The 18,494-nt window shown below is 64.5% G+C and carries 14 protein-coding genes and 1 pseudogene; 10 read left to right on the forward strand and 5 right to left on the reverse strand.

Features of this window, described 5'->3' with window-relative positions:
• Positions 1 to 13: 13 nt before the first annotated feature.
• Positions 14 to 760 carry a TadE/TadG family type IV pilus assembly protein gene (locus ASF14_RS19440; RefSeq protein WP_056439246.1) on the forward strand — a complete coding sequence of 249 codons (747 nt, stop codon included), beginning with the start codon at positions 14 to 16 and terminating at the stop codon, positions 758 to 760.
• Between the two features lie 70 nt (positions 761 to 830).
• Here ASF14_RS19440 and ASF14_RS19445 read toward each other — a convergent pair whose 3' ends face one another.
• From ASF14_RS19445 to ASF14_RS19460, 4 genes are all read right to left on the reverse strand, one after another.
• A complete protein-coding gene (locus tag ASF14_RS19445; protein WP_056439250.1) occupies positions 831 to 3,173 on the reverse strand; it encodes a bifunctional diguanylate cyclase/phosphodiesterase in 2,343 nt (780 codons plus the stop codon).
• Between the two features lie 283 nt (positions 3,174 to 3,456).
• A complete protein-coding gene (locus ASF14_RS19450) occupies positions 3,457 to 3,657 on the reverse strand; it encodes a hypothetical protein (RefSeq protein WP_056439252.1) in 201 nt (66 codons plus the stop codon).
• Between the two features lie 9 nt (positions 3,658 to 3,666).
• Positions 3,667 to 3,888 (reverse strand): hypothetical protein, encoded by a 222-nt coding sequence (locus ASF14_RS19455; RefSeq protein WP_056439254.1) that lies wholly within the window; start codon positions 3,886 to 3,888, stop codon positions 3,667 to 3,669.
• Positions 3,889 to 4,036: 148 nt separating this feature from the next.
• On the reverse strand, positions 4,037 to 4,843 hold the full coding sequence (locus ASF14_RS19460) for a transporter (RefSeq protein ID WP_056439256.1): 807 nt from the start codon (positions 4,841 to 4,843) through the stop codon (positions 4,037 to 4,039).
• Between the two features lie 295 nt (positions 4,844 to 5,138).
• On the opposite strand from ASF14_RS19460, the gene ASF14_RS19465 reads away from it, so the two are divergent.
• The 7 genes from ASF14_RS19465 to ASF14_RS19495 all read left to right on the forward strand — a co-directional run bounded on the left by ASF14_RS19465 (position 5,139) and on the right by ASF14_RS19495 (position 16,016).
• Positions 5,139 to 6,386 (forward strand): DUF2254 domain-containing protein, encoded by a 1,248-nt coding sequence (locus ASF14_RS19465; protein ID WP_082442359.1) that lies wholly within the window; start codon positions 5,139 to 5,141, stop codon positions 6,384 to 6,386.
• 410 nt (positions 6,387 to 6,796) lie between these two features.
• A complete protein-coding gene (locus ASF14_RS19470) occupies positions 6,797 to 8,566 on the forward strand; it encodes a methyl-accepting chemotaxis protein (protein WP_156361324.1) in 1,770 nt (589 codons plus the stop codon).
• A gap of 503 nt (positions 8,567 to 9,069) precedes the next feature.
• Complete coding sequence (locus ASF14_RS19475) at positions 9,070 to 11,232, forward strand: TonB-dependent siderophore receptor (RefSeq protein ID WP_056439262.1); 2,163 nt, start codon at positions 9,070 to 9,072, stop codon at positions 11,230 to 11,232.
• Positions 11,233 to 11,234: 2 nt separating this feature from the next.
• The gene (locus ASF14_RS19480; protein ID WP_156361325.1) at positions 11,235 to 12,053 is read left to right on the forward strand and encodes an alpha/beta hydrolase; all 819 of its coding nucleotides are present in this window, start codon (positions 11,235 to 11,237) and stop codon (positions 12,051 to 12,053) included.
• A 41-nt stretch (positions 12,054 to 12,094) separates the two neighbouring features.
• Positions 12,095 to 12,325: a hypothetical protein gene (locus ASF14_RS19485; RefSeq protein WP_056439268.1), complete on the forward strand. Its 231-nt coding sequence runs from the start codon at positions 12,095 to 12,097 to the stop codon at positions 12,323 to 12,325.
• Positions 12,326 to 12,476: 151 nt separating this feature from the next.
• The gene (locus ASF14_RS19490; protein WP_056439271.1) at positions 12,477 to 13,202 is read left to right on the forward strand and encodes a PepSY domain-containing protein; all 726 of its coding nucleotides are present in this window, start codon (positions 12,477 to 12,479) and stop codon (positions 13,200 to 13,202) included.
• Between the two features lie 735 nt (positions 13,203 to 13,937).
• Entirely contained in the window at positions 13,938 to 16,016 is a 2,079-nt protein-coding gene (locus ASF14_RS19495; protein WP_082442361.1) for a TonB-dependent siderophore receptor, read from the forward strand.
• Between the two features lie 421 nt (positions 16,017 to 16,437).
• Here ASF14_RS19495 and ASF14_RS19500 read toward each other — a convergent pair.
• A pseudogene (locus ASF14_RS19500) lies at positions 16,438 to 16,608 on the reverse strand (transposase); the annotation flags it as partial.
• Between the two features lie 353 nt (positions 16,609 to 16,961).
• Here ASF14_RS19500 and ASF14_RS19510 point away from each other — a divergent pair.
• Both ASF14_RS19510 and ASF14_RS19515 read left to right on the forward strand, forming a co-directional pair.
• Entirely contained in the window at positions 16,962 to 17,480 is a 519-nt protein-coding gene (locus tag ASF14_RS19510; protein WP_056439281.1) for a sigma-70 family RNA polymerase sigma factor, read from the forward strand.
• Between the two features lie 65 nt (positions 17,481 to 17,545).
• On the forward strand, positions 17,546 to 18,463 hold the full coding sequence (locus tag ASF14_RS19515; RefSeq protein ID WP_236697156.1) for a FecR family protein: 918 nt from the start codon (positions 17,546 to 17,548) through the stop codon (positions 18,461 to 18,463).
• Positions 18,464 to 18,494 lie beyond the last annotated feature (31 nt).

Genomic DNA, 18,494 nt, shown 5'->3' on the forward strand with positions numbered 1-18,494 from the left:
GCGGCTCGGCCATGTGACCGGCAATCGGCGCGGCGTCGCGATGATCGAGTTTGCGCTTGCCGCGCCGGTGATCCTGTTCGTTGGCCTCGGCGGAATCGAGGTCGGCAATTACGTCATTGCGAACCTGCGGGTTTCGCAGATCGCGATGGCGGTCGCGGACAATGCCGGTCGGGTCCGCACCACGATCGACGAAGCCGATGTGACGGAGATCATGATCGGCGCGATGAAGATGGGGGAACCGCTCTCCCTGGCGTCCAAGGGGCGGATCATCCTGTCCGATCTGGAACAGCGGACATCGACCACCGGAACGGGCGGCAGGGGACCGGTGTCGGCCACCAACCCCAACGGATACCGTCAATGGTTCCGGTGGCAGCGTTGCGCCGGTGCGCTGGCGGCCCCGTCATCGATCGGCGGTCCGATGAACGATGCCGGGGCCCCGATCACCAATCTGGACGACAAGACGAATGACGATCATGGCGCGGTGGAAACCGCGTCGACCATCGACGGCGTCGGCAAGGCGGGGAGCCAGATCGCCGCGGCGGGCGGCACGGCCGTGATGGTGGCCGAGGTCGTCTATGATTACCAGCCCATCGCGCCGGTCAGCCTGATCACCACGGCGTTCGGCAAGCTGAGAATCAAGCGCGTCGTCGCCTTCAACGTCCGCGAAAGAACCAGCTATTCCCTGCGCAATGACGGCAATCTGGCCGGAGCCAAACGCGCGGACTGTCAGATATACGGCGCGGCGGCTCCGACGGTGTAAGCGCCGCGCCGCAACCGCCCCAGGCGTCCGGCGGGATGAACCCGATCCGCCGGACGCCCAGGCCTAACCCCTAGGCGGCGTGTTTGCTGGATCCCGGCTCGCCTACGTCTTCCTCCCGCTTCATCAGACCGGGGCGGCCCAGCAGATAACCTTGCGCTTCGTTGCATCCCTCCGCGCGAAGGAATTCGAGCTGCGAACTCGTCTCCACACCCTCGGCGAGAATGGGAATCGCCAGGCTTTCCCCCAGCGCCAGCACCGCCCGGATGATCGCGGCCGATTGCGGCGCGATATCCAGTTCGGTCATGAATGAGCGATCGAGCTTGATCTTGTCGAAGGGGAAGGAGCGCAGCGTCGATAGCGACGAATAGCCGGTGCCGAAATCGTCCATCGCGATCGACACCCCCAATGCCTTCAACTGGCGCAATACATGCGTCGTGCGCTCGGGGTCCGTGATCATCGCGGACTCAGTGATTTCCAGCTCCAGCCGAGTGGGTGCCAGGCCGGTCTCGATCAGTATCTGATGGACGAGCCGGGGCAGATCGACGTGACCGAGCTGGACGGGGGACAGGTTCACCGCGATCTTCCAGGGAAGGGGCCAGGCCGCCGCTTCCTGGCAGGCCCGTCGCAGGACCCATTCGCCGATCGGCAGGATCAGGCCCGTCTGTTCGGCAATGGTGATGAACTCGAACGGCGAAACATTCGTGCCGTCGGGTTTCGTCCAGCGCAGCAGTGCCTCGTAACCGGTGATCTCGCCCGTCTCGACCGATGCCTGCACCTGCCAATGGATGGCGAACTGGTCATGGTCCAGCGCATCACGCAGTTCGGTGGCGATACGACGACGGGCGCGGACCGTCTGGTCCATTTCCTCCTCGTAAAAGCAAAAGTCCGTCGCAATGCTCGATTTCGCCCGGTACATGGCGAGATCGGCATTGTTGATCAGCGCCGAAATCTCGTCGGCGTCCTGCGGCCACAGCGCGACACCCACACTCATGCCGCAGCTCAGCGTCGAGCGGTCATGTTCGACGGGCATGGTGATCGCGGTCCGCAGGCGATCGATCAGGTCGATCGCATCCTCGTGACTGTCGATGCCGATCAACGCGACGAATTCGTCGCCGCCCAGGCGGGCCAGGAACTCGCCGGGCCGCGCCAGTGCCTTCATCCGCGTGCCGATCGTCGCCAGCAGATGGTCGCCCGCGGCATGGCCATGCGTGTCGTTGACTTCCTTGAACCGGTCGAGATCGATCGACAGCAAGGCCAGCGGACGCCCCGGTCCGTCTGGGGCCGCCTGGCGATGCGACCATTCCAGAAAGGATGCGCGATTGGGCAAGCCGGTCAGCCCGTCATTGCGCGCCAGATGCGCGATGCGCCGCTCCTGCGCCAATCGCTGACGCACGTCGCGAAGGGCGTAGATCATGAAGGATTTCGTCTCGCTCGTATCGACGCGAAGGGCGATCTCGACGGGGATGGGGGAGCCGTCGGCGGCTTGCAGGGTCCGCTGCGCCAGGGAACCGGGCTCGACCGAGCCGATGTCCGAAACCCAGCGGTGCAGGGATTGGCCCAGGACATCGTCGTTGGTGCCCAGAAGCTCGGTGAAGGCACCGTTCGCGGCGACGATCACGCCGCCGCTTTCCACGATCATGGCATCGACGCTGCCCTCCATCACCTGGGCCAGGCGACGCTGCCAGGCGATATGGGCCGACGTATCGAGGACAGAGGTGGCAAAACCCGTGCCGAGCACCAACAGCCCGACCGCCGCCACCGCAAACGCCATGACCATCGTGGCGCTCTGGTTGTCCACCTGGCCCGGCTCCGGGGCGACGGGAATAACCGTCAGGGCCGCCATGCCCGTGAAATGGAGCAGGACGATGCACGTCACCATGAGGGCGGTGGCAGGCCATGGATTGCCCTGCTTACCGCGCGACAAGGCGCGGCGGAACGCCATCGCCCCGAAGACAAGGGAGAACAGGATCGACGCGGTCACATAGGCGGGCGACCATTCCACCAGTCCCCTGGCCGCGAAAGCCATCATGCCGGTATAGTGCATCGCGGTGACCGCCAGACCGAACAGCATGCCTCCCGCCGCCGGGGCAAATGGCTGGCGACGGGCCGCGACGGCCAGCGCGATCGAACTGCCGAAGATCGCGATAACCAGCGAAAGGGCGGTGAGCAGCGGGTCATAGGCGACCGCCACACCCGGCTGGTATGCCATCATCGCGATGAAATGCGTGCACCAGATGGTCGCGCCGGTCGATACGCCGCCCATGAACACCCAGGCCAGAAGGGTGCCGGGATCGGCGGAGCGCAGCCGCTGGAGCAGTCTGATCGTGATCGCGGACCCCATCAGGCATAATATCGCGGCGAGCAATACCAGACGCAGATCATGGTCATAGGCGAGGCAGGTTAGAAAGCGCATCGGTCCTCCAGACCGGCGGCGATAGAAACATAAGTTAAATCAGTGGCTAAAATGGACAGTTAAGGGAAATGGTAAATTTCACCCGATGGGCGGCGACCGGTACATTCCGAACCGACGGCAAGGGCGATTTCCGGTGGAATGTCATGATGAACGGGAGGGGCATGTCGAGTCCTCCCGTGCCCCTGATCGTTAACTTGGAATATGAAGCGAGGCCGCATCGACTGGACGACCGCGCGCGACGACTCTGTCAGGTTCCGCTCCAAAGCCCGACCGGTGTCGGACCTTACACCTCCCGGATGTCGGGAAAGCTGTAGAGGGAGGGTTCGTCCTCTGCCGTTCCCGTTGCAAACACCGCCATGTCGTCGGGCTGTATCTCCAATTTCGCCCAGCGGTCCCAACCGATATGGATGAAGTCCGGCTGGCCGAAGACCCGCACCGCGCGGGCATATTCGTCGCCGCGAAAGCCCACGAAGTGCAGGGCCATGCCGGTGGCTCAGGCGCCTTCGCGCCGCGCGCCGGTGATCATGCGCCGGGCGATCTCGCGAACCGCCGCGTCGTCCTTGTCCGGCCCGTCCGAAGGATCGCCCAGGTGATCGAGGCTGGCCTCAAGAAAATCGAGCAGGCCGGGATGCCGGGCCTCGACATATTCCATCGTCTTGAACAGCAGGTGCTCGGTCGCGATCTCGCGTCGGCGGGTCTGGGCGGCTGAATCCATTATCCTGTCCTTCTTCGGCGTTTCGGAGCGGGGTGAACGCACGACCTTCGCGATCGGGCAAACGCATCGATATCGGCCATGACTGCGCCGCCGTCCGGCTCCAACGGATCGCACGCATTCAGAAGATGGGACGGGGGCGACGAGAGGGTCAGAAGAGAATGGCGCCGCCCGTGACGAGACGCAGATGGGGCGCGGCCGCGTTGAGGCCCGTTGCCGCCAAGATGTCGAACTGAAGCACTTTGGTCGGCCGCCACGCCGCCGACAGGGCGGCCAGGGCCATCGTCTCATGCTGATCGGGTTCGTCGTCGCGCTCCAGCGACATTTCGGCCGTAGCCGTAACCGCGTCGGTGAATTTGTAGCGCAGGCCGGTGATCTCGTTATAGGCCAAATGGCGCCCATGGCCGGATTGGTTCGCCGCCGCATCGGCTTCCCCCGTCACGGCGATCGCCAGCTTTTCCGTCAGCTCATATTGGACCGGGATGATGATCCCCGTCGACCAGCTTCCCGCACCGATCGGATAGCGCCCCGTCGGCGCGGTGACGAAGGCCTGTACGCCCGCCGAGAAAGGCTTTCCCTTTTGCCCGGCCAAATGCTGGCGGATGGCGAAGGTCACATCGCCGGTGCCCGTCGCGGTGTCGACCAGCGCCGTGGTCTTGTCGCGCGTCCGGTCCCGGCCATAGCCGACCCAGTCGAGTTGAAGCTCGGTGTTCTTGCCGATACCCACGCGGGTCAGGATGTCGGCGGTGACGATACGGTCTTCGCGCTGATCGGCCTGGTCGTCCCGCTGCCAGTCCAGCGCCGATATCTCGAAATGCACCCGCCCCGGCTCGGTCGTGCAACTCGATCCGCCGAGGTTCGGGCGGGTGGGGCAGAAACGGGGTTCGTCTTCGGCCAGGGCAGGAACCCCGATCGTCATCATCGCGGCACCCAGCAGCCAACCCCAAGCCTTCACCATCGCCGCCCCCTGTAACTATCTGATCCATAAGCCTTGCATCGGTTTGTCGGCGCGATGCAACGATAAAGCCGTCGCCGATTTCAAGAGAAACGCGTCGGGCGTGACCGGGGAAAAACCGCCGATCGAACGAAGGCCGGTGAGCCGAACATCCGCGCCTTGCGTATTAGCTGCCGGATACCCGACGGTTCGCTGTCGGCCTTTGATCGCGTCCGCCGCTGCGGGAACCCATGGCGGGGGGATGGCGATCATCGTCAACCAGGATCGCACCGGCGGCGAAAGGAAGTGAAGGACCCCGATGATCTCCAAGGCCCGTATCGCATGGCTGCTCCGTCGTATCGCCCGGAAAATATGGTTTCGTGCGGCCCTTATCAGCTTGGCCAGCGTGGTGGTCGCCGCGTTCGCAGGCATTGTCGCACGAGCGCTGCCTTATCATTTTACCGGCGATATCGGTCAAAACGCCGTCGGTACGGTTCTGCAGATCATCGCCTCGTCGATGCTGGCCGTGACCACCTTTTCCCTGACGGCGATGGTCAGCGCCTATTCGTCCGCGACGCAGCTGGCGACGCCGCGCGCGACGCAATTGCTGATCTCGGATCGCATGTCGCAAAATGCGCTGTCGACATTCCTGGGCGCCTTCATCTTTTCCGTCGTTGGCATCATCGGCCTTCAGACGCGGCTTTATGGCGGGCAGGGGCGTGTGCTGCTCCTGATCTCCACGGTCCTGCTCGTGGCGCTGGTGGTCGTAACCCTCTTGCGCTGGATCGCCCATCTCGCCGCCTTCGGGCGGATGTCGGACGTGATCGACCGGGTCGAGGATGCGGCGCGATCCGCGATCGTGACGTTTGCAAAAGATCCCCATCAAGGCGGGCGACCGCCTGTACCGATCCCCGCGAATGCCCGATCAGTGACCTCGCCGAGCATCGGCTATGTGACGCATGTCGATATCGGGCACCTCGCCGACCTGGCACGGGATCACGACATCATCGTGCATGTGGAGGTGATTCCCGGCACGCTGGTGCACAAGGGGCGCCCGCTCCTCCGAGCGGTCGGGGGGCACGCCGAACTCGACGACGAATTGTCACGCGCCTTCGTGATCGAGCGGCATCGCGATTTCGATCATGATCCTCGACTGGGGCAGATCGCATTGGGCGAGATCGCCGGACGGGCGCTGGCACCCGCCACCAATGATCCGGGTACCGCCATCGAGGTGTTGAATGCGCTGCTCAGAACCCTGAGCGAACTTCCAGCGCAGGCCTCGCCATCGGATGAAGAGTTACCGCCGGTCCATGTGCCGCGTCCCTCCGTGGACGAATTGATCCGGGCCGGTTTCGCGCCGATCATACGCGAGGGCGCGGGGGAAGAGGAAGTGGCCATTCGCGCCTTCAAGGTGCTCCACGCCTTGGGGGAAACGCTGCCTCACGCCCTGCCGACCACGCAGGCGCTTGGGAACGAGCTGAAGCAGAATGTCGAGCGCGTGATGTGCGACCAGGCCGCGCTGGCCAGAACGCTGGCCGTCTATCAGGACGATATGCGGGGGCGGTAGTTTCCGGTCGTCCGCCACGGGCGGCTGGACGATCCGGCAATAGTATTTGTGATTAGTACAATTGCGATGAGTGTAGGACCCGTCGTATCGCGTCGAGCAGCGAAGTAATTTTGAAAAACGCCCGATAATGCATGACGTCGCAGATGGTTCCTTGAAAACAACTGTCCGTCGAAAATATTAGTTGTTTAAATTTTCGATATATTTGAAGGCTGTATACCGGTTTTTAAGGGGCGCTTCCTATCAGGCCGCCTGTCGTGACTGTGGAAATGCCATATATGATCGGCTTGGCGTCATCGGTGTTGCAGATCCGGAGTTGCGACCTTTAGTCGGCTCATCGCCAAATGCCCGCGTATGGCAGGAGGCTAATATCATCGGAACGTGATCTTATGCGCTTTTTTGATAACCTCACGATGGTAAGAAAGCTTGCCCTGTGTTTGGGAATTATTCTGGCGCTAAGCTTGACGACGAACTTCGTCATATACACCAAAAAAAATCAGGTTCGCGAAACGACGAATATCAATGAGCATACGTACAAGGTCATCATGGCCTCCAACAAGCTCGTCGAGGCGATGATCAATCAGGAAACGGGGCTTCGCGGCTATCTATTGACGGCCAACCGGGATTTTCTGGCGCCCTATGACCAGGGCGCGTTGGATTTCGACCGCGCCATGAAGGAAGCCCGTCAATTGACCGGCGACAATCCGGGGCAGCAGCTTCGCCTGACCGATATCGGTGCGCTGGCCAATCGCTGGCGTGACGAGGTGGCGCGGCCCAATATCGCATTGATGGCCGTGCCCGCGACACAGGCTGAAGCGCGCGTCAGCGCGGCGAAGGGACTGGGCAAGGCGCTGATGGACCGGCTGCGTGCACAGACGGGGGCCGTGATCGCCACGGAAAACCGTTTGCTGGCCGAAAGGCAGGCGTCGCAAGAGGCGGCCTTCGTCATGATTTCCCGCGCCATCTTCGGGGGAATGCTGATCAGCCTGTTGCTGGCCGTCGCCATCCTCATCCTGCTGGTCCGGCAGATCGCCCGGCCGGTGAACGCCGTCACCGATGGCCTGACGGCATTGGCGAGCGGGAACATGGCCGTGACGTCGATCGATGCCGATGCCGACCGACGCGACGAGGTCGGGCAACTGGCGGCCGCGCTCGGCAATCTGCGCGGGCGCTTGCTCGCGGCGGACGAGGCCAAGAACGCGCAGGCCCGCCTCATCGTCGACAGCGTGGGGGCGGCCCTGTCCAAATTGGCGGAGGGCGATCTGCTGTCCCGGCTGGATAGCGATCTCGACGGCCCCTTCGCCGCGATCAAGCGCGACTTCAATCGGGCGGCGGACGCGCTTCAAGCCGCCATGGCCCAGGTTTCCGCCTCGACCGGGGGCATCATCGACGGCACCTCGGACATCCGGCAGGCCTCGGACGACCTGTCGCAACGGACCGAGCAACAGGCGGCCAGCCTGGAAGAAACCGCCGCCGCGATGGCCGAGATCACGACCACCGTACGCAAGACGGCCGAGCAGGCGGGGCTGGCTCGCCAGATGGTCGGCCAGGCCAAGGACGAGGTCCAGCATTCCGGTCGGATCATGGAGGATGCGGTGGCGGCGATGAACGGGATCGAGCGCGCCTCGACCGAAATCTCCGACATCATCTCGGTCATCGACGGCATCGCGTTCCAGACCAATTTGCTGGCGCTCAACGCCGGGGTCGAGGCGGCGCGTGCGGGCGATGCCGGAAAGGGCTTTGCCGTCGTCGCCTCGGAGGTTCGTGCGCTGGCGCAAAGGTCGGCCGATGCGGCCAAGGACGTGAAGGCGCGCATCTCGGTCTCCGCCGAACAGGTCGATGCGGGTGTCGGGCTGGTCAACGAAACGGGCCAGGCGCTGGCGCGTATCGTGACGCGCATCACGGAGATCAACCATCTGGTCAACGACATCGCCGTCTCTGCGGAAAACCAGAGCAGCGGGCTTCAACAGGTCAACATCGCGGTCGGCCAGATGGACATGGTGACGCAGCAAAATGCCGCCATGGTCGAACAGGCGACGGCAGCGGTCCGCAGCCTGGCGGGGGAGGCCGACGAACTCTCCCGGCAAATGGCGCGCTTCTCGATCGCCCATCACGGAGGACGAACCGCGACGAACATCGCCAGCCTGGACGACCACCGTTATCGGCGCGCCGCCATCGGATAAGATGTTCCTCCGGCGGGCAAGAGACGGACGGCCAGCGGATTCCTGCACTTAAGCGCCTCGAGCGGACGGTGATCTCCACCCGGCCCGCCCGTTCCCCGCAGCGAGGGCATCCCATCGCTGCGGGGGGCTGGCAACTGCACTGCCCGAAATGCAGGACAACTGCATGCCCACCAATACGCCACGCTGGGGCTGTTTTTCCAAGCGAGCTTCGCAGCGCCTCGCTCCGCTACCCAGCCAGCTTATCAGCTGCGCCAGCGACGCGGGGAAGCCATCATTCGTGCCCTCTGCGGCGGAGGACGGCTTCCGGTACGAAGCGGACGCACGGTAGCTGCCAAACGACGGCGGCCGCATCGGTTCGGCAAAGCTGACACCTATCAGACCTCCCATCATCACAGTCACTTACCAAGTGCGATTGACTCGCATTATCTAAGGCCAGTAGACGCCCCTCAAACCTTTCAGGAAATGCGTCGTCGGGGACGGCGGGTGTAAGGGGCGGGAGACCTATGAAGATATATTGGGGTGTCGGGCTGCTGCTGTCGTCGGCGGCTGCGCCGGTTGCGGCGCAGGATAAGAATGGCGACGCGCTGCGCGATACGGATATCGTCGTGACTGCGACGGGACAGACCCAGGCGACGTCGGGCACGAAGACCACCACCCGGCTGATCGAGGTTCCGCAATCCATCTCGGTCATCACGCGCGAGGAACTCGACGTGCGGGCAGTGCACAGCGTCACCGAGGCACTCGCCTATACCGCCGGTGTCCAAGCCGAGCAGGACGGAATCGATAGCCGCGCCGACAGCTTCTCGGTGCGGGGCTTCTCGGCGGGCAGCTTCAGCGACAATCTGTTCCTTGACGGCATCCGCCTTCCTGCCGGCGGGCAATGGACGCGAACCGCCTTCGATCCCTTTGCGCTCCAGCAGATCGAGGTGCTCAAAGGCCCATCTGCGGTGCTGTTCGGGCAGGTGGCGCCCGGCGGCATCGTCAATCTGGTGACGAAGCGCCCGACCGCGAAACCGCGTGGAGAGATCATGCTTCAGGGGGCAGGGTTCACCGACCTCGGCAAATGGCAATATCAGGGCGCGGCGGACGTGTCGGGGCCGATCACCGCCGACGGCACGATCCGAGCGCGGCTCGTCGGCCTCGCGCGCTATGGCGATGCCCAGATCGATGCGATCAAGACCGGGCGCTACTACATCGCGCCCAGCCTCTCCTGGGTGCCCGATGCCGCCACCAGCATCACGCTCATGGGTCAGTATCAGCGCGACGAGGGCGGATCGACCTTCCAGTTCCTGCCCTATGTCGGATCGCAGCAACCGGGCGCAGGCGGCCGCCATATCCGCCTCGACGCGTTCCTGGGCGAGCCGCAATTCAACACCTATGACCGCAACCAGTATCTGGTCGGATACGAGTTGCGCCATGCCTTTTCCGATCGGTTCGAGCTGCGACAGAATGGCCGCTATACCCGTGTGGAGACGCTGTTCCAGGGGACCATGCTGCGCGGGGGGACGCTGGCCAATGGTCAGACGATCAACCGGCGCGCGGTGCAGGGCATCGGCCATTCCGATGGCTATGGCCTGGATACGCAGATCGAAGGCCGGCTCGAGACCGGTGCGCTGGAGCACCGCGTGCTGGTCGGCGTCGACATGCTCGATACCGAATGGCGGCACCTGCGCGACCTGTCGACCAACGTTCCGCCGATGCCCGACATCTTCAACCCCGTGTCGCAGGGCATCGGCAGGGTGCTTCAGACGCTTGCGCCGCAAGTCCATCTGAATTCACGGCTGGAGCAGGTCGGGGCCTATGGCCAGGACCAGATCACGCTGGGCCAGCTCCATGTCACGCTGGGTGCACGCTACGACTGGGCGAAGAACCATCAGGTCAACGAGCTGGCGACCGGCACCACCGATCCGGTGACGCTGACCAAGGCGGACAAACTGACGTGGCGGGCGGGCGCAACCTGGGTCTCGCCGGGCGGCATCGCGCCCTATGCGAGCTATTCCACCTCGTTCATGCCGACCACCGGCCAGTATTTCGACGGCACCCCATTCAAGCCGACGACCGGCGAGCAATATGAGGTCGGCGTCAAATATCAGCCGCGCGGCAGCAACGCGCTGCTCACCGCCGCGCTCTATCAGCTCACCCAGAACAATCTCGCCAGCCCGGACCCCGACGAAAGCCATGTCTGCGCGGGCACGACGTGCCAGGTCCAGACCGGACAGGGCCGAATCCGGGGGATCGAGCTGGAGGGCAAGGCGACGCTGATAGGCGGGCTCAGCATGATCGCGACCGGCACCTATATGGATAGCGAGATCACGCGCGGCGCGCCCGGCCAGCAGGGCAACCGGCTGGCGCAGGTGCCCGCGTGGATGGGCTCGCTGTTCGCCGATTATCGCTTTGCCGAGGACGGGCCGCTGGGCGGCGTCGGACTGGGCGGCGGGGTTCGCTATGTCGGTGTTTCGTACGGCGACACCGCCAATGCGTATCGCGTGCCCAGCTACACTTTGTATGACCTGTTCCTGCGCAAGGCCTTTGCCAGCGGCATCATCCTGTCGGTCAATGCTCGCAACCTGACCAACCATCGCTATGTCGCGCTGTGCTCGTCGCCTGCGGCCTGTTTCTATGGATCGGGACGGACGCTGAACCTGCGGCTGCAATACCGGTGGTGAGCATGGTCGCGGCGGTCATGCTCGCTTTGGCGGCGCCCGGCGCGCTGGTCACGAACGAGCCTCTCGCGGTGACGCCCTACACGCTGTCGAACAGCGTCGAGCAGATCGTCCATGCCAAGAACGGCGACGCTTATCGGGTCATGATCGCCTGGCCGGAGGGACCTCCACCGCCCGCTGGCTACCCGGTCCTGTATGTACTCGACGGCGAAGACAATTTCGCGATCGCGGCGCTCACCGCCCGTCGGCTGGCGCGCGCCGGCGCGCGGACGGGCATCTCCGAGGGCATCGTCGTCGGGATCGCGGCGGGGCCTCTGCCGCGCCGCACCCGCGACTATACGCCCGCCACGCCGGGCTGGACGATCCCCGCGAACCGGCCTGCCAGCGGCATGACGACCGGCGGGGCCGAAGCGTTTCTCGATCTCGTGGAGCGGCAGGTACAGCCGCTGGTCCGCCAGCGCTGGCGGGTCGATCGCTCGCGCGAGACGTTGCTCGGGCACAGTTTCGGCGGTTTGCTCGCTCTCCATGCGGCATTGACGAGACCGACGATGTTCGGTGGCGTCGTCGCGGTCAGCCCTTCGCTCTGGTTCGGCGATGGTCTGATCGCGCATGAGGTCGCGACGGCCAAGGGAGCGCCACCTATATTGATCGCCGAAGGCGAGGGGGCCTCCGTCGCCCCGGTCGAATTGATCCGGTTGCTCGATCGGGATGCGGACGCCGCTCGGGCGCGTTTCCTGCCACTGCCCGGCCAGTCCCATGGAACGACCATGCTGGCGGCAATGGCGCCGGCGATCCGGTTCGCCTTCTCGGAAGCGGAACGATGATCGTGGCGTAGTGCGCGGCGTTTGCGACGATCGGCGGGGCATTGAGTGTCTATGCCAGCACCCCGCATCAGGCGCTGGTCCGTCCCGGTGCCGACAGCCGCCCGTATCGGATGGCCGGAGCGCTACTCCTGCTGACCGCGCTGGTCCTGCTGCTGACCATAGAGGGACCGGCGACCGCCGTCTTCACTTGGGCGACGGGCGCAATGCTGGTGTGGAGCATTATGCCCGCCATCGTCCGCTGGTGGCGGTTCCGGCAGGGGGTGGCGCGATGAGCCGCCCGCCGCTCACCAGTCGCGACTGGTTCGGCAAGGCCGCCGCCGCAACCATCCTCGGCTTCACCCTGACCATGGCGCTGACCTGCACCTTCGCGGCCCTGAGCGCGACCGACGATGATGTCTTCAGCGCGCAGCGACAGCTTGCGATGTGGCTGGCGTCGCCGATCTGGTGCGCGATCCTTGGCCTCTGTTTCCTGTTCCGCAGCAGCGCGCGGGCATGGGCCTGGCTCACGCTCGCCAATCTGCTGGCCTGGGCCAGGGGGCGTGGTTCGCGGCGGTTACATCCTTCTTCACGCTGCATTTCGGCAGCTTTGGTGGTGCGCCCGTGCGCTGGTCCTATTTTCTGCTCGGTCTTGCCGGCGCCTTCCTGTTCTACTCGGGCAATCTGCTCTGGATCGAAAGCCGTCGCCGCAAAGAGCGCATGTCCGGCGCGGTGGCACAGACCCGCGCCACCCGCATCCTCGGGAGCCTAACGGTAGGCGTGCCGCTCGGCTGTATCGCCGGCATCTCGCTGACGATCGCTGCCACCAAATGGCTTCCCGCCAACGAGGGTAATCTAGCCGCATGGCATAGCCGCATCTACTATCTGTCGTTCGTCGCAGCCGTCATCTGGGCGCTGGTCCACGGCGCGGCGCGCAGCGGATCGGAATTGCTGTGGCTTGCTGCCGCGGCGACTGCGGCCATCCCGCTCACTACATTATTGTCGCCTTTGCTGGCCCAAGGCTGGAGCCATGCCGGTGCGAGCCGGCTGGTCGACCTGGTCGCAATCCTCGGCACGAGCGGTTTCGCCATCATGGCGCGCGCCGCCCGGCGACGATCCGTGGCGGGGCCGCGTGACAGCGTCTGGGCCGCACCCGAGCCCGCAATAATATAGGAGACTGGCACGAATCTTTGTGCGCTCCGCGGCCGGGATCGCCGGCATTCTTGGTGCGATCTGCAGGCTCGTCATCTGCTGGAAGCGAAGCACCGGCCGCTCTCGTCGTTGGAACGGCAAACAGCCATTTTCGACATCGTTGTTCGCGCAGCGTGCGGTTCCGATCTAGATTTCAGTCGGGCACCCAAAGTGGCGGCCTTCGTCAGGTCCTCGGAACGGCTCCCTGATCGAGCGGACCAGCGCGGATGCCCCGCGTACAGCGCACCGACGTACAGTACCCGCTTCAAGAACGAGACGTGTCGGTCCACGGTCCCAGATTTGACGGCGGCGCAGACGGCCGAGTCATTCCCGTCAGGATCGAATATCGGAAAAGAAAAAGGGTTCTCAGAACCCCATACTGCCGAGAACGAAGCCTTCAGCCCAACCATAGCGGCTATGCGCCGCGAGAACCGCTTGAGAGGCTGCTCATGAACATCGTTCGGTCTTGCTCCACGCCGCGGCGGTGACGGCAGCGTCGCATCCAACCCGAGCCTCTGCATCCGTGGGCTCGGACGCGTTGACTGCGGACAGGGTTCCGGTGACGCCGGGGTAAACCGCCGGTGCGGTGGAGCACTGACGCAGCCTTTCGGCAGATGCACGACAAGCACGCAAGCGATTGCATTAAAGATATCCTATTGATAACGGATATCAGTATCAAATAGCGCCCCGTAGGGGGGTAACCTCAGGGAGCACCTCATGATCCGCTGGCTCGCCGGCGTGGCATCGCCATGTCTGCTTGTTTCCTCGCCCGTGCTGGCCAGCACGGTCGAACCCGAACGAGAGCGAAAGGACATCGTCGTCACCGGTGAACGATCGGCCTACACCGATGACGAGACCGATGCGGCCACGCGCACCGCCACGCCGGTCAGGGACATACCGCAATCGATCCAGATCGTGACGCGCAGCGTGATCGAGGATCAGAACAGCATCCGCCTCACCGACGTATTGAGCAACGTCTCCAGCGTGCAGCCGACCACCACGGCGGGCAACCGCGGTGAGATCTTCCAGGTGCGGGGCTTTGCGACGCCGCGATACGCGATCGACGGCGTGCTGCTCAACCGCGTGTCGGATCGGTCGGAAGTGTTTCTCGATCTCGCCAATGTGCAGTCGGTCGAGGTCCTGAAAGGCCCCGCCTCGGTCATGTACGGCCAAGGCGATCCCGGCGGCGTCATCAACATCTCGACCCGGCGACCGACCGATCGCCCTACCGCCGAAATGGAGATCCAGGGCGGCAGCTTCGACTTCGCACGGGTATCGGCGACGGCGAGCGGGCCGGTTGCCGACACGCTGGCGGTGCGGTTCACTGGCGCGGCGCAGACGCTGGAAGGATTTCGCGGGGCCGAAACGGTGGACTCGACCCGCCAGTTCATCGCGGCTTCCACTCGTTGGTCGCCAGCGAGGGCGACCATCATCAACCTTGACCTCGACCATGCCAGCCAGCGCGGGCCGTTCGAGCGTGGCCTGGTCGTGGGTGCGGACAATCGCATCACGTTGCCAAGAGACCGGTTCTTGGCCGAACCCTGGTCGCGCACGGCGGCGCATCGCTCGCGCGCGTCGCTCGACATCGCGCATGACGCGGCCGAGTGGCTGACGCTGCGGCTCAATGCGCGTTACGTCGAGGCGACCGTAGACGACGATTACGCGATCGACAATCGCGCGCTCGCCAGCAACGGACGCACGCTGACCCGGCGCGCGACGGTACGTACCGAGCAACTGGATACCACCGATATCCGCGGCGAGGCACTGGCGCGCTTCGCCACCGCCGGCATCGGCCACACGGTGCTGGCCGGGGTCAACTATAGCCGCGCTACGCTCGACTTCGTCAACGACCGGGCGAACATCGCTGCGATCGACATCCTCGCGCCTCTCTATACGGCCACGCCGCCCCGCGTATCGCCCAATGCCAGCTTCCTGCGCCGCTCCGATCTTTACGGCGCCTATGTGCAGGATCAGGTGACGGTGACGAACTGGCTCAAGCTGCTCGGCAGCGTCCGCCACGACGAGGTTCGCGATCGCCAAACCGATCGGCACGCATCGGCGCGCGCCGATCGCGACAGCGGCGCGACGACGTTCCGCACCGGCATCGTGCTTCAGCCTGTCGCCGCGGTGTCGCTGTTCGGCGGGTTCGGGCAGAGCTTCCAGCCGCAGACCGGTCAGCGGGTGGACGGCAGCTACCTCGATCCCGAACGGGGTCGGCAATGGGAGGCCGGGGTCAAGTTCGATCCCGCCGGTGACCGGCTGACCGCCACCGTCAGTGTCTTCGACATCCGCAAGCGCAATGTCGCGACCGCCGACCCCGGCAATCCCGGCTTTTCCATCCAGACCGGTGAGCAGCATGTCCGCGGGGCCGAACTCGACATCGCAGGCCATTTAACGCGGCGGTGGCAGGTGATCGCCAACGCCAGCCACCTCGACGCGACGATCAGCAAGGATGAGACCTTCGCGGTGGGCAATCGACTCACCAACGTTCCACGCTGGTCGGCGCGGCTATGGAGCAGCTACGTCCTTGGCGGAGCCGTAGAAGGACTGACGATGGCGGGTGGCGTGACGCGCGTCGGACGGCGCAGCGGTGATCTCGACAACAGCTTCTTCGTCGACGGCTACACGACGTTCGACGCGACGGTCAGCTATACGATCCCGCGCACCGGGCTGGAACTGTCGGTCACCGGCCGCAACCTGACCGACCGTTACTTCATCGAGTCCGCGGTGCAACGCCTCGAAAACTATCCCGGCGCGCCGCGAACAGTGATCGGCTCCGTGCGTGCTCGCTTCTGAAGCCCCGCGCACGAGCGTGTCCAGGCGGTCGGATATCGGACTGGACGCAGCCTTCCGAAAAATCTCTACGGTGTCGGTCGCTCGGCTTCGTCATCGTCGTGCTCGCACCGTCATGTGGTGACCGGGCCATGCAAGGCGGCGGGCATATTTGGAGCCTGATGACATCCGCTGACGCGGATCCGGCATCGCCGATATAGTTGCGCCACTCGTCGGGGGAGAAGCTATCGAGAAGCAATCCGTCGCGGCGCCATGTTGTCTCATGGGATCGTTCTGCGGCATTTCGCATCGGCTGCTTCAGGTTGGCGAAGACCTGTACGATCGCGTGCAGGTCAGGCGATTATGGCGGCAGGAGGCAGTGCTCGACATAGTTGCTGAAGCCCTGGGCGTTGATCCGTTGGTCGAGCACGCAGGGCGGATCGATCCGGTCGCGACGCAGCTCGCCGACGCTCAGCCCGCCATACACCTTCTTCCAGCGATAGATGGTCTGCTCCGATACGCCCATAGGGCGGATGACCTCCGCCACCGGCGTGCCCGTCTCCGCCTGCTTCAGCGCAAAGGCGATCTGCTCTTCCGTGTACCTCGACTTCTTCATGTCCCAGCTCCTTGCCCGCAGGCTTCACAGGGCCGGAAAACTCTCATTCAGCGTGGATGAAAAAACAGGGAAGACGTCAGGTCATCAAGGTAAATGCTGTCGACTCGCAATAGCATGTTCTGTATGGGCGTCGTTATGATGGGGCAGGAGATCGATCAGGCTGCGGCGATTATGATTGAGCGGACTGCGAAGAACGATCGGGGCGTCTCATGCCGGTCTCAGCCCACCCTCCGGAGGTGTGCATCGCCATACGCCGAAACAGATGGATTTCCGTCCTTGAAGCTGGATGTGCTGATCGCAGATCGTGACATCAGCGCGGTTCGTGCCGCACCGATGATCCATATGCGGCGCGGATGATGGACCGACCCGGGCGTATTCTGGCGCTGTTCACCGGTCAGCGTCGTCGACTGATCGCTGAGGCGGTGCGGCTGACCGGCGATACGGCATTGGCGGAAGATATCGTGCAGGAGGCTTGGATTCGCCTGTCGCAGGGAGCCGCAGGAACGAGCATCGACGCCCCCGTCGGCTATGTCAGCCGGGTTGTACGTAACCTGGCGTTGGACGAATATCGACAAAGGCGGCGGCGCGAGCAAGTGACAACGCCGGCCCACGACGACGATCCCGATATGCCGGACGGCGAGGCCGTGGGTGTCGAGCGGGTGCTGATAGCGCGGCAGGAGCTGGCGCTGGTGACGGCCGCATTGGCCCAGATGCCATCCCGCATGCGTCGCGCGGTCGAGCTTCATCGGGTATCCGGCGCTCCGCTGCGGGAGATTGCCGCCGAGTTGGGCGTGTCGGTCACCACCGCTCATGGGCTGGTGACACAAGGTGTGGAGCGGTGCCGCAAATGCCTGGAGCCGAAGCGGCATTGACCGACGAACCGAAAAAGGGGCCGCGTCGTTCGTCATGTCTCCATGAGCGCCGAGGTGGGGACAGTATGATCGCGGACGAGCATTGTCGGCGCGAGGCGTTGGACTGGATGATCCTGTTGCAGGATCGTCCCGACGATGCCGACGTGCGCGCACGCTTCTGGCAGTGGCGGCAGGCGGCGGCGTGCGACGCGGCCTGGCGCGATCTGGATCATGTCGCCGATGTGCTCCGTCAGGCATATGAGGCCGCCCCCGCGTCATCCCCCGATGCGCCGAGCCGGTGGAGAAGGACACTAACGGTCGCGATGGCGGCCTGCGTCGCGGTGATCTTCGCGGGGCAGGTCATGCTGCCGATCGTGCAGGCCGATCTCTCGACGGGGACCGGCGAGGTACGGAGCATCCGTCTGGCCGATGGCAGTCGCATGACGCTGGCCCCCGACAGTGCGATCGTGCTCGATGGCGCGCGGCAGGTCAGGGTTTTGCGTGGCACCGGCTTTTTCCAAGTCCGGCACGATGCCGCTCATCCGTTCCAGGTTCGGGTGGGCGATGCGGTGGTGACCGACCTGGGCACCGCCTTCGAGGTTCGACGCGATGACGGTGGCGCGCACATTGCGGTGCGGGAAGGACGAGTGCGGGCGTCTTGCGAGCATGGTTCGATCGACCCGATCGACATGCAACCGGGCGACGTAGCGAATCTGGACTGCACGACCAACCGTGTCTGGAAATCGTCCGCTCGACCATCGGCAATAGCGAGTTGGACCCAAGGCCAACTCGTCGTGGCGAAGCGCCCCTTGGGCGAGGTGGTGGCGGCGCTGCGTCCGTGGCATCGCGGGTTGCTCCTGGCGCGGGGGAGCGGCATGGCGCGCCGTGTCACGGGCGTTTACGACCTCCGTCGGTCCGACCGGGCTTTGGTGGCCATCCGCCGGGCGCATGGCGCGACGGTAAGACATATCACGCCCTGGATCACCATCGTCACCGCCGATTGAGCGGCCTTTCCCCCATTCGAGAAAAAAGCCG

Source organism: Sphingomonas sp. Leaf257 (assembly GCF_001422185.1).
In the GTDB taxonomy this organism is placed as follows: Bacteria; Pseudomonadota; Alphaproteobacteria; order Sphingomonadales; family Sphingomonadaceae; genus Sphingomonas; species Sphingomonas yabuuchiae.